The sequence below is a fragment of the Phenylobacterium sp. genome, from assembly GCF_016124325.1.
GTDB lineage: Bacteria > Pseudomonadota > Alphaproteobacteria > Caulobacterales > Caulobacteraceae > Phenylobacterium.
Genome location: NZ_WGNY01000034.1, coordinates 49,818 through 62,072 on the forward strand (window position 1 = coordinate 49,818; position 12,255 = coordinate 62,072).

General features: G+C 70.4%; 10 protein-coding genes, 1 other RNA gene and 1 pseudogene. 10 read left to right on the plus strand and 2 right to left on the minus strand.

The genetic code is table 11. The annotated features are described in order from the left end of the window. Positions 1-67: 67 nt before the first annotated feature. The 9 genes from GC203_RS19180 (at position 68) to GC203_RS19220 (ending at position 9,725) form a co-directional block, all read left to right on the plus strand. The gene (locus GC203_RS19180; RefSeq protein WP_293458004.1) at positions 68-2,065 is read left to right on the plus strand and encodes a DUF3604 domain-containing protein; all 1,998 of its coding nucleotides are present in this window, start codon (positions 68-70) and stop codon (positions 2,063-2,065) included. A gap of 71 nt (positions 2,066-2,136) precedes the next feature. After that, entirely contained in the window at positions 2,137-3,552 is a 1,416-nt protein-coding gene (locus GC203_RS19185; protein WP_293458006.1) for an MFS transporter, read from the plus strand. A gap of 107 nt (positions 3,553-3,659) precedes the next feature. Beyond that, positions 3,660-5,000: an MFS transporter gene (locus GC203_RS19190; RefSeq protein WP_293458008.1), complete on the plus strand. Its 1,341-nt coding sequence runs from the start codon at positions 3,660-3,662 to the stop codon at positions 4,998-5,000. A 57-nt stretch (positions 5,001-5,057) separates the two neighbouring features. Continuing rightward, positions 5,058-5,156, plus strand: an RNA gene (gene ffs, locus GC203_RS19195) — signal recognition particle sRNA small type. A gap of 61 nt (positions 5,157-5,217) precedes the next feature. Next, the gene (locus GC203_RS19200) at positions 5,218-7,008 is read left to right on the plus strand and encodes a DNA polymerase III subunit gamma/tau (RefSeq protein WP_293458009.1); all 1,791 of its coding nucleotides are present in this window, start codon (positions 5,218-5,220) and stop codon (positions 7,006-7,008) included. Between the two features lie 33 nt (positions 7,009-7,041). Beyond that, a complete protein-coding gene (locus GC203_RS19205) occupies positions 7,042-7,368 on the plus strand; it encodes a YbaB/EbfC family nucleoid-associated protein (protein WP_293458011.1) in 327 nt (108 codons plus the stop codon). An 8-nt stretch (positions 7,369-7,376) separates the two neighbouring features. Continuing rightward, on the plus strand, positions 7,377-7,616 hold the full coding sequence (locus GC203_RS19210; protein WP_293458013.1) for a hypothetical protein: 240 nt from the start codon (positions 7,377-7,379) through the stop codon (positions 7,614-7,616). A gap of 162 nt (positions 7,617-7,778) precedes the next feature. After that, positions 7,779-8,381: a recombination mediator RecR gene (recR, locus tag GC203_RS19215; RefSeq protein ID WP_293458015.1), complete on the plus strand. Its 603-nt coding sequence runs from the start codon at positions 7,779-7,781 to the stop codon at positions 8,379-8,381. 201 nt (positions 8,382-8,582) lie between these two features. Continuing rightward, positions 8,583-9,725: an acyl-CoA dehydrogenase family protein gene (locus GC203_RS19220; protein ID WP_293458016.1), complete on the plus strand. Its 1,143-nt coding sequence runs from the start codon at positions 8,583-8,585 to the stop codon at positions 9,723-9,725. 6 nt (positions 9,726-9,731) lie between these two features. On the opposite strand, the gene GC203_RS19225 is transcribed toward GC203_RS19220, so the two are convergent. After that, positions 9,732-10,442: a PEPxxWA-CTERM sorting domain-containing protein gene (locus GC203_RS19225; RefSeq protein WP_293458018.1), complete on the minus strand. Its 711-nt coding sequence runs from the start codon at positions 10,440-10,442 to the stop codon at positions 9,732-9,734. A gap of 309 nt (positions 10,443-10,751) precedes the next feature. After that, on the minus strand, positions 10,752-12,020 hold the full coding sequence (locus GC203_RS19230; RefSeq protein WP_293458019.1) for an amidohydrolase family protein: 1,269 nt from the start codon (positions 12,018-12,020) through the stop codon (positions 10,752-10,754). A gap of 107 nt (positions 12,021-12,127) precedes the next feature. On the opposite strand from GC203_RS19230, the pseudogene GC203_RS19235 reads away from it, so the two are divergent. Next, positions 12,128-12,255 (plus strand): annotated as a pseudogene (locus GC203_RS19235) (acetylglutamate kinase); the annotation flags it as partial.

The following is a 12,255-nucleotide window of genomic DNA, read 5'->3' on the forward strand; positions in this document are numbered from 1 at the left end:
GTCGTCGAAACTCCGGTTTGCCGTTACGACTGATCGTCATCCGAGTCAGCGTTTGGGAGGCGACGGCATGGATAAGATCAAGCTCGCACGCCGGGCCGCCGCGCCCATGGTTCTCGCCGCCGGGGCCCTGGTCCTGGCCACAGGCGCGGCGCGCAGCCGCGACGACGGCGCCGCGCCGCAGGCCGCCAAGGCCGCGGCGGCCGACGCGGCGGCGCCGGACAGCCCCGCGGATCGCCGCGTCTTCTACGGCGAGCTGCACCTGCACACGACCCTGTCGTTCGACGCCTGGACCTTCGGGACCAAGGTGACCCCCGACCAGGCCTACAAGTTCGCCCGCGGCGAGACGGTGATGGTCTCGCCCGCCCAGCTCGGCGCCGAACAGGGCATGACCACCGACGAGGCGGTGCCGGCCAAGCGGTCCTGGCCGCTGGATTTCGCAGCGGTGACCGATCACTCGGAATTCCTGGGTGCGGTGGCGCAGCTCGACGACCCGAACAGCGGCTTTTCGAAGTCGGACTTCGGCAAGTCGCTGAAGGCGGGCGGCCGGGGCGCGTTCTTCCGGGCCGCCGCGGTCATGCACGGCGGCGACAGCGAGGCCGCCGGGGAGATGAAGGCCGCGGCTCAGGCCGCCGACGGCTGGGCCGTCGAGACCAAGGCGGTGCGCGACAACTACCAGCCGGGCCGGTTCACCACCCTGCTGGCCTATGAGTGGACCTCCTCGCCGGGCCACGGCATCCACATGCACCGCAACGTGATCTTCGAGAAGGACCACGCCCCGGCCCCGTTCACCTCGGTGGATTCGACCCGGCCGGAGGACCTGTGGGCTTTCATGGACGGCGTGCGGAAGACCGGGCTGGACCTGCTGGCCATCCCGCACAACTCCAACCTCAGCGACGGCCTCGACTTCGACTGGAACAACTCCGACGGCCGGCCGATCGACGCCGCCTACGCCCTGCAGCGCGCCCGCAACGAGCCGCTGGTCGAGATCTCGCAGGTGAAGGGCACGTCGGAGACCACGCCGGAACTGTCGCCCAGCGACGAGTTCGCCGGCTTCGAGATCATGGACCGCATCTACGCCGGCGAGACCGAGGCCAAGCAGAACGGCTCGTACGTGCGCCAGGGCTGGGGCCGGGGCCTGGTGATCGAGTCGAAGACCGGGGCCAACCCGTTCAAGATGGGCGTGGTCGGCGCCTCCGACATCCACAACGGCCTGTCCACCAGCGAGGAGGAACAGACCCCGGGCGCCAGCATGGGCTTCGACCCGCGGACCATGCCGGTCCAGGGCGCGGCGCTGAAGCGGACGCTGGGCCTCGACGGCGACGCGTTGAGCGTGCGCCCCAACGGCCAGCGCGAGAACGATCCGCTGCAGATGAGCTCGGCGGCGATTACCGGCGTCTGGGCCGAGGAGAACACCCGGCCGGCGATCTTCGCGGCGCTCAAGCGCAAGGAGACCTTCGCCACCTCGGGCACGCGCATCCGCGTGCGGATGTTCGGCGGCTGGTCGTTCGCCCAGGCCGACCTGAAGCGGCCCGACTGGATCAGGCGCGCCTATGCGGCCGGCGTCCCGATGGGCGGCGACCTGCCGGCGGCGGGCGCGGGCAAGGCGCCCAGCTTCATCGTCCAGGCGGCCAAGGACCCGACGGGCGCCAACCTGGACCGCGTGCAGATCATCAAGGTCTGGCTGGCCGGCGACGGCTACCGCGAGAAGGTGTTCGACGTGGCGCTCTCCGACGGCCGCGCCGTGGACCCGAAGACCGGCAAGGCCCCCGCCGTCCGCAACACCGTCGACCTGAAGACCGGCCGCTATGCGAACAGCGTCGGCGCGAAGGTGCTGACCCAGGTGTGGACCGACCCCGACTTCGATCCGAAGGCGCCGGCCGTCTACTACGCCCGGGTCATCGAGATCCCCACGCCGCGCTGGACCACGCTGATGGCCCTGCGCAACCACCTGCCGCTGCCGGAGAAGGCGCCGGCGACCATCCAGGAACGCGCCTGGACCTCGCCCATCTGGTACGACCCGCCCAAGACGACGGCGGCGCGGGCGGCGTCGCGCCGAAACGGGTAGCCGCACAGGCATCCTGTTGATCTTCCCGCGAAAAGGGTGATCCCATCCCGGGCGGGGGGAGAGGGGGTGTCATGGTTTCGGCGTCGGACGAGCATGCCCAGCGCATGCGCGAGCGGGTCGGCGGCTTCTTCGGCCACCCGCGCGGCCTGGGCTATCTGGTGGCGGTGGAGGGCTTCTGGGCCTTCTCCTACTTCGGCCTGCAGACGATCCTGACGCTCTATATGACCCGCCAGCTGCTCGCGACGGGCCACGCCGAGCACGTCCTGGGCTTCACCGCCTACCGCCGCATGCTGGAGGGCGGCGGCCCGCCCCTGGGCGCCATCGACATCGCCTCGCAGACCTACGGGCTCCTCACCAGCCTCGCCTACGCCTTGCCCCTCGTCGGCGCGGTGATCGCCGACCGCTGGCTGGGCCAGAAGCGGACCATGATCCTGGGGCTGGTCATCCTGTCCGTCGCCATGGCCGTGATGGTCTTCGAGCAGGCCTTCCTGATCGCGATCGGCCTGATCGTGATCGGCAACGGGCTCCTGAAGTGCAACCTGATGGTCTCGATCGGGCGGCTCTACGCGCCCGACGACACGCGGCGCACCAGCGCCTTCGCCTTCTACCTGATCGCCGCCAACATCGGTTCGTTCTCGTCGCCCCTGGTGGCCGGCACCCTGGCCGAGCGTGTGGGCTTCCAGGCGGGCCTGATCGCCCTGGCGATCGGCATGATGGGCGCTCTGGCGGCCTATCTGGCGGGGCTTTCGCACGTGTCCGGGGCCGCCGCGCCGGCCGGTGAGCGCGATGGCGGAAAGGCCGCGCGGCTGTCGCGGCGCGACCTGCTGGTCGCCGCGGTGCTCGTGGCGGTCCTGGTGCCGGAGATGGTGCACTTCGCCGCCTACCAGCAGTCGTTCAACATCTTCCCGATCTGGGCGGCCGATCACGTGCAGCGGACGATCTTGGGCTTCGAGATGCCGGTGACCTGGTTCAGCACCCTGGACGGCCTGCTGACCATCGCCGGCGCCGCGGTCACCATCCGCCTGTGGGACCGCCAGGCCGCCGACGGCCGGCCCATGGGCGACCTGACCAAGATCGCCATCGGCTGCGCCATGGGGCTGGTCGGCTTCGCGATCCTGGCCGTCGGCGCCATGGCGCCCGGCAAGGCGCCGCTGGGCGCGGCGGTGGGCTACTTCCTGCTGGTCGATCCGGCGATCATCTGGGTCGACACCGTGACCCTGGCGCTGATCTCGCGGGCGGCGCCGGCCTCGATCAACTCGACGATGGTCGGCGTCTACACCCTGGCCATGTCGGCTTCCTACTTCGGCACCGGCCAGCTCGGGCGGCTCTATGAGCACATGTCGCCACCGGCGTTCTGGGCCGTGCACGCCGGCGCCGATGTGGTCTGCCTGGTGTTTCTGGTCCTGGCCGGCCCGGCGATCGCGCGCGTGCTGGCCGGGAAGGGCGCAACAGCGGAGTCCACGCCCGCGTCCGCGCCGGCTGGGTAGAATCGCGCCGCCGAGGCCGGTTGGGGTTTGACCGCGCCGATAACTTCGTACAACGATGTTATTGCAGGACATGGGGGTGGCCTGTCGGACCAGCGCTGGGGGGCGTCATGGTCGCGGAAGCCAAGCGGGACGTCCCGGCCGGACAGCCGAAGCTCAAGCGCCGCCACATCGCCGCCGCGACGATCGGCAACGCGCTGGAATTCTACGACTTCCTCACCTACGCGTTCTTCGCCATCCAGATCGGCCACGCCCTGTTCCCGAGCGGGAACGCCTATTCCAGCCTGATGCTCTCGCTGGCCACCTTCGGGGCGGGGTTCGTGACGCGGCCGATCGGCGCGCTGGTGATTGGCGCCTACTCCGACCGCGTCGGGCGCAAGCCGGCCATGGTGCTGTGCTTCACCCTGATCGGCGTCTCGATCGTGGCCATGGCGCTGATCCCGTCCTACGCGACGATCGGGATCGCGGCCCCCATCCTGGCCGTCATCGCGCGCATGGCCCAGGGCTTCTCCCTGGGCGGGGAGATCGGCTCCAACACCGCCTTCCTGTCCGAGGCGGCCTCGCCGGAGACGCGCGGCCTGGTCGTGTCGTGGCAGGGCGCCAGCCAGTTCATCGCCCTGACCGCCGCCGGCCTCGTCGGCGTGGTGCTCAGCGCCGTGATGCCCGAGCACCTGCTGGACGCCTACGGCTGGCGCGTCGCGTTCCTGCTGGGCGCCACGGCCATTCCGTTCGGGCTGTGGCTGCGCGTCAGCCTGCCCGAGACCCTGCACGCGCCGGAGCCGGCGACAGCGGCGGCGCCCGTGGCCGAGGGATCGCGGCTGCAGCAGGCGCGCCGCTCCTGGCGGATCATGGCGCTGGGCGTCGCCGCGCTCGGCGCCGGCACCATCGGGTCGTACATCTTCACCTACATCGTGACCTACGCCCAGGACACGCTGCACATGAAGGCCTCGGCCGGCTTCGCCGCGGAGACGGTGACGAACCTCGTCTCCATTCCGGTGGTGCTGCTGGGCGGCTGGCTGTCGGATCGCATCGGCCGGTGGCGGGTGAACGTGTGGGGCAACCTCGTCTATCTGCTGATGATCTATCCGACCTTCCTGTGGGTCTCGTCGGAGCGGACGGCCTTCGCCCTGATCGCCGGCATGACGGCGCTGGGGATCGCGGCGGCGTTCTTCCAGGGCTCGTTCTACGCGGCCCTCAGCGAGAGCCTGCCCAAATCCATCCGCGGCGCCGGGTTCGGGACGGTCTATTCCCTCGCCATCGCCGTATTTGGCGGCACCACCCAGATGGTCGTCACCTGGCTGATCCACGTCACCGGCAGCGCCATGGCTCCGGCCTGGTACCTGGTGGGGGCCACGGCCGTGGGCCAGATCGCCGTGATGCTGATACGCGAGAGCGCGCCGGCGAAGATCGCGCCGAGGGGCGCGCCGGGCCTCCGGCTGGCCGCCGGCTAGGGCCTGCGCCAACCCGCCCCGCTTGCATCGGCGGTCCCCATCCGCCATATGCGGCCCCGGAGATCGGCGGCGGACGAACGCCCCGCCAACCTGGTCAGGGCCGGAAGGCAGCAGCCACAACGGGTCACGGCTCGGGTCGTTGTCCGGTCTCCACCTTTCCACAGATGCCGGGGGCTTTCCCCTTTCGCCGGGCGCCCGGCTCCCGTTAGATGCCCCGATGGCGGACGAGGATTTCCCACGCGACGACGACCCGCCCGAGCGTGACCCCAATACGGGCGACATGTTCGGCGCGCCGCCTGCGCCCGCCCCGGCGCCGGACGGGGAAAGCGCGGCCTACACGGTCATCGCGCGCAAGTACCGGCCCAAGACCTTCGACGACCTCTACGGCCAGGAAGCGATGGTGCGCACGCTGCGCAACGCCTTCGCCACCGGCCGCATCGCCCATGCCTTCATGCTCACCGGCGTGCGCGGGGTCGGCAAGACCACCACGGCGCGCCTGCTGGCCCGGGCGCTGAACTACCGGACCGACACGATCGATGCCCCCACCCTCGACTTCAAGGAAGAGGGCCGTCACTGCCGCGCCATCATCGAGGGCCGGCACATGGACGTGCTGGAGCTGGACGCCGCCAGCCGCACCGGCGTCAACGACATCCGCGAACTGCTGGAGGGCGTGCGCTACGCCCCGGTCGAGGCCCGCTACAAGGTCTACATCATCGACGAGGTCCACATGCTGTCGACGGGGGCGTTCAACGCGCTCCTGAAGACGCTGGAGGAGCCGCCGCCCCACGCCAAATTCATCTTCGCCACCACCGAGATCCGCAAGGTGCCGGTGACGATCCTCTCGCGCACCCAGCGGTTCGACCTGCGCCGGGTGGAGCCCGAGGTGCTGGTCAAGAACCTGGAGATGATCTGCGAGAACGAGGGCGCCCGCGTCGAGGCCGAGGGCCTGATGCTGATCGCCCGCGCCGCCGAGGGCAGCGTGCGCGACGGCCAGTCGATGCTGGACCAGGCCATCGTCCAGGCCGACCCGGGGCAGACGGTCACCGCCGCCGAGGTCCGCGACATGCTGGGCCTGGCCGACCGGGCCCAGACCATCGAGCTGTTCGAGCTGCTGATGAAGGGCCAGGCGGGGCCGGCCATCGAGACCTTCCGCACGCTCTACGGCTACGGCGCCAGCCCCGACCAGGTGATGCTGGACCTGCTGGACCACGCCCACGGCGCCTCGGTGGCCAAGACGGTCGGGCCGCAGGCGCTGGTGATGCCCAAGGAACAGGCCCAGCGGCTGGCGGCGGTGGGCGCGGCGGTCTCGGCCGGCGTGCTCTCACGCGTCTGGCAGATGACGCTCAAGGCCTACGACGAGGTGCGCCGCGCGCCCGACGCGGCGGCGGCCGTCGACATGGCCCTGATCCGCCTGGCCTACGCCGCCGACCTGCCGGGGCCGGAGGAGGCCCTGAAGCGGCTGCAGGCCGGCGAGCCGCCGGGCGGCGGCCCCGCGCCCTCGGGACCGGGCGGCGGCGCGCGGACCGGCGGCGGCGTCTCGGCCGTGGCCCGCCAGGCGGTTCCGGCGGCCAGGCCGGCCGAGGCGGCGCCCAAGCTGCAGAGCTTCGAGGACCTGCTGGCCCTGATCGACGAGAAGCGCGACATCCGCCTGAAGCTGGACGTGGAGCGCTTCATCCGCCCGATCAGCTTCCGGCCCGGGGCCATCGAGTACGAGCCCGCCCCCGGCGCGCCGGCCGACCTGGCCCAGCGGCTGGTGGGGCGGCTGAAGGACTGGACCGGCGAGCGCTGGCTGCTCTCCACCCAGGGCGGCGGCGGCGCCGAGAGCCTGTGGGAGAAGCAGAAGCGCGAGGCGCGCGAGACCCGCGAGGAGGTCGAGCGCCACCCCTTCGTCCAGCAGGTGATGGCCGCCTTCCCCGGCGCCGAGATCGTGGGCGTCCGCAGCCTGGCCCAGCCCGAGCAACCGGCCGAAGCCGAACCGCCCGCGGAAGAGGATGGCGACGACGACTAGAGAGCGCCCGACGGCGCGCGTGAGTGAGACGAGATGAAAGACCTCAATTCCCTGATGAAGCAGGCCCAGGTCATGCAGCAGCGCATGGCCGAGGCGCAGGAGAAGATCCAGGCGCTGGAGGTGGAAGGCACCTCGGGCGGCGGGATGGTGAAGCTGACCCTGGCCGGCACGGGCGAGCTCCGGCGCGTCGTGCTCGACCCCAGCCTGATGGCGCCGGGCGAGGAGGAGGTGGTCGCCGACCTCGTGGTGGCCGCCCACGCCGACGCCAAGCGCAAGCTGGACGAGAAGCAGGGCGAACTGATGCGCGAGGCCGCCGGCCCGCTGGCCGGGCTCAACATCCCCGGCATGCCGAAGTTCTGACGGGCGCCGTGAAGCTTCCCGAGGAAATCTTGGCGGGCTGCCCTGACAATAAGGATGCTGCGGTCGCTTACTTCAGATCGTCCGGGCTTTCGAAAGTCGAGTCCATTGGGGCCATTGCGATGCGCTTTGGCGTCGGACTGGCAGAGGCAAAGAACCTCGTTCATCTCAGCCCGACATGGGACGACGTTCGTGAGCGCGATGAAGCCTTCCACGAGGCGATCGAAGCCGCATTGAAGGAAGCCGACTGACTTGGCCCAATCCGCCTTCCCATCGTCATGGCCCGGCTCGTCCGGGCCATCCATGAACACGGCGCGTGAAGGCGCCGTCGCGGCTCGGCGGCGGCGCGTCGCGCGGCGAGGCCTGTGTTCATGGTTCGCCCGGACGAGCCGGGCCATGACGGGGGTGGGATAGTGGCCCAATCCGCCGGACCCGAGATCGAGCGGCTGATCGGTCTGCTCAGCAAACTGCCGGGGCTGGGGCCGCGCTCGGCCCGGCGCGCGGCGCTGGCGCTGCTGAAACGGCGCGAGCAACTCCTGCTGCCCCTGTCCGACGCGCTCTCGGAAGCCGCCGCGCGCGTGAAGACCTGCTCGGTCTGCGGCAGCCTCGACACCCAGGACCCCTGCGCCATCTGCGCCGATGTGGGCCGCGACGCCGGCCTGATCTGCGTGGTCGAGGAGGTGGGGGCGCTCTGGGCCATGGAGCGGGCCAGCGCCTTCCGCGGGCGCTACCACGTGCTGGGCGGGCTGCTCTCGGCCCTGGACGGCGTGGGCCCCGACGCGCTCCGGATCGGGCCGCTGACGGCCCGGGCCAGCGACCCCGCCGTGCGCGAGGTGATCCTGGCCCTGCCGGCCACCGTCGACGGCCAGACCACCGCCCACTACCTCGCCGACCGGCTGGCCGGCGCCGACGTCTCGGTGACCATGCTGGCCCGTGGCGTGCCCGTGGGCGGCGAACTCGACTGGCTGGACGACGGCACCATCGCCCAGGCCATGCGGGCGCGGCGGCCCGCGTAATGTCATCCCGGCCAAGGCCGAAGGCCGCCGAGCCGGGATCCAGCCGCTCAGACTGCGAAACTGCCGGCGCGAGCGTCGAGTTCGGAGATGCTGGGTCCCGGATCTTCAGGCGCCTTGCGCCTTTCGTCCGGGATGACATCGGTGGCTGGCGCTCCGCAACGTCACCCGGCTAACACGCCCGACAAGCCTCAGGGAACGCCCATGATCGACACCGCCGCCCGCCCCGTCTTCGACGAGGAGCTGAACCTCTTCCGCGACCAGGTGCGCAAGTTCTACGACAAGGCGCTGTGGCCCCATCTCGACCGCTGGGAACGCGACGGCATCATCGACCGCGACTTCTGGCTGGCGTGCGGCGAGGCGGGGATCCTCTGCCCGGGCGTTCCGGCCGAGTACGGTGGCCTGGGCCTCGACTTCCGCTACAACGCCGTGATCTCGGAGGAGCTGTTCTACGCGGGCAGTTCGGCCGGCATCACGCTGCAGTCCGACATCGTGGCCGACTACATCGTCAACTACGGCTCGGAAGAGCAGAAGCAGAAGTGGCTGCCGAAGATGGTCTCGGGCGAGGCCGTCACCGCCATCGCCATGACCGAGCCGGGCACGGGCTCCGACCTGCAGGCCGTGCGCACCACCGCGATCCGCGACGGCGAGCACTATGTGGTCAATGGCTCCAAGATCTACATCACCAACGGCCAGAACGCCGACCTGATCATCGTGGTGGCCAAGACCGACCCGACCCAGGGCGCCAAGGGCGTGTCGCTGGTGCTGGTGGAGGCCGACCGCGAGGGGTTCAAGCGCGGGCGCAACCTCGACAAGATCGGCCAGCATTCGGCCGACACCTCGGAGCTGTTCTTCGAGGACGTGCGCGTGCCGGTGACCAACTGCCTGGGCGAAGAGGGCAAGGGCTTCGCCCAGCTGATGAACCAGCTGCCGCAGGAACGCCTGGGCATCGCCGTGCAGGCGCAGGCCGCCGCGCAGCGGGCCTTCGACGAGGGCGTGAAGTTCACCAAGGAGCGCAAGGCGTTCGGCCAGACCGTCTTCGACTTCCAGAACACCCGCTTCACCCTGGCGGGCCTGAAGGCCAAGATGCAGGCCGGCTGGGCGCACCTGGACTGGGCCATCGCGCGCCACCTGGAGGGCAAGCTGACGGCGGCCGAGGCCTCGGCCGCCAAGCTGTTCCACACCGAGCTGCAGTGGGAGGTGTGCGACGCCGCCCTCCAGCTCCACGGCGGCGCCGGCTACATGAACGAGTATCCGATCGCGCGGCTGTGGCGCGACGCCCGCGTCCAGCGGATCTACGGCGGCACGTCGGAGATCATGAAGGAGGTCGTCGCGCGCACGATCTAGAGCTCGTCAGGCGAGGGCGGTGCGCCGCCGCCGCAGCATGCCGCCGGCCCCGCCGAAGCCCAGGATCATCAGCGCCCAGGTGGCCGGCTCGGGCACGCCGCCCGCGCCCGCGTCCGGCGTGTACTCGGCGATCCGGAAGCTCTGCAGCTGCAGCGGCATCCCGGCGCAGTAGTAGGCGGTGCAGCCGCCGTCGATGTCGACGCCCCAGCCCCGGCTGGAATAGTTGCTGACCGCCTGGAAGTGGCCTTCGCCGGTGGCGTTGGTGGGATCGATGCTGGGAAGCGGCGCGTCGAGGTCGCCCGTGGCGCCGGCGAAGGTGGCGATGAACGAGAGCGTGTCGTTCACCTCGTTCGGAATGTAGTGCTGGGCGTGCACCGAGAAGCCGGTCGAGGTGGCGGCCACCTGGCTGTACTCGATGCCTCCCAGGTCGATGTGGACGCCTTCGAACTCGATCCAGGCCGCCTGGACGGCGCCGTTCAGGCCTTCGCCGCCAGGGCCGACGTTGTAGTTGCTGCCCGTCGCGGTGTCGTAGACGAACTCCGCCACGAACGGCCCGGTGAAGACGTGCAGGATCGGGAAGCCGAACCGGTCGCTGAAGTTGCCGTTGCCGCCGATGCCGCCGATCGTGCCCTCGAAGTGGGCCACCATCACGGCGGCGGACGCCTGGGTCGCCGCGAACGAAAGCGCGGCGGCCGCCACAAGACCTGACAAACGCATCACTCACCCCCAAGATAAACCGCGGCCGGCGCCGCGAGCGTTGGGGTCATTCAGCGTCAGGGTGGACACCGCCGCATCCCCGGTTTGGGGGTATCGAACATCGTCAGGCGATGAATTGCGGCGGCTACCGCTTGTATCCGATGCCGCTCGTCCCGGCGAAGGCCGGGACCCAGATGGCAGGCCCTTGAGGAGGGCTCTGGAGGCTCTGTGGTCATCCACTCCGCGCCCGCGCTTCGAGATCTGGATCCCGGCCTTCGCCGGGATGAGCGGAGGTTGTCAGATTTGCCGCTCTCGAATTGAGCGCGGCGGCTACCGCCTCACCACCTCTCCACCCTTCATGACGAAGACCGGATGCTCCAGCACGGTGACGTCCGACAGCGGGTCGCCGCTCACGCCGACGAGGTCGCCGTAGAAGCCCTTGGCCGCCTGGCCCACGTCGGCGGGTTCGCCCAGCGCCGCGGCGGCCGTCACGGTCGCCGACTGGATCGCCTGCAGGGGCGTGGCGCCATAGCGCACCATCACCGCGAACTGCTTCGCGTTGTCGCCGTGCGGATAGACGCCCGCGTCGGTGGAGAAGATCATCTTCACCCCGGCCTTCAGCGCCTTGCGGAAGTTCTCCCGCTGGATCTCGCCGATGTCGCGGTCCTTCTTCAGGTTCTCCTCCAGCACCCCGTTCTTGGCGCCCTCGGCCTGGGTGTAGTCGGTGTTGTAGATGTCCATCCCGAAGTAGGCGCCCTTCTGGACCGCCAGCTTGATGCCCTCGTCGTCCACCAGGCTGGCGTGCTCGATGGTGTCGACGCCGGCCAGGATCGAGGCCTTGATGCCGGCCGCGCCGTGGGCGTGGGCGGCCACCTTCATGCCGGCCATGTGCGCCTCGTCGACGATGGCCTTGATCTCGTCGAAGGTGAGCTGCTGGGCGCCGGGCTCGTCGCCGCGCGAGAAGACGCCGCCGGTCGCGCAGATCTTGATGACCCGGGCGCCGTACTTGCGCATCAGCCGCACCATGTGGCGGCCCTCGTCGGGGCTGTCGATCACCGACGGCTCGGCCTGGTTCATCGAGGGCGGGAAGAAGGTCTCGTCGCAGTGGCCGCCGGTGGCGCCGATGGCGTAGGCCGCCGCCATGATCCGCGGGCCCTCGATGACCCCTTCGTCGACCGCCTCGCGCAGGCCCACGTCGTCGTAGAAGCCCGAGCCCACGTTGCGCACGGTGGTGAAGCCGGCCTCCAGCGTCTTCTTCGCGTTGGCCACGCCCACGGCCATCCAGAAGCTGTCGGTGTACTGGTAGTAGTTGTAGCCGCCGATCTCGGCGGCGCTGGTCAGGTGGACGTGCATGTCGATCAGGCCCGGCAGCAGGGTGACCCCCGGCAGGTCCACGCGCTCGGCGCCGGCGGGGATCGCGTCGCCGGCCTTGCCCACCGCGGCGATGCGGCCGTCCTCGATCACGATCAGCGGCTTGTCGACGTACTTGCCCGAGGCCACGTCGAGCAGGCGGTCGGCGGTGACCGCCACCGTCTTCGCCTCGGCCGCGCCGGCCGCCATCGCCACGGCGGCCACGGCCGCCAGAACCCACGTCCGCATGGAACCCCTCTCTCCCAAGGTGAGGCGCGTGGCTTAGCACGCCGCGGCGCGGGTGACAGGGCCGCCCCCGTCCGCTATCGGGACGCCGCAGGTTCGAGGGCGGTTCATTGAGCGAGACGACGGAAGAGCAGGGCTGGGCGACGGCGAAGACGCTGGCCGAGGCGCTGCCCTACATCCAGATCTACGACCGCGAGACCGTGGTCATCAAATACGGCGGCCACGCCATGGGCGAGGA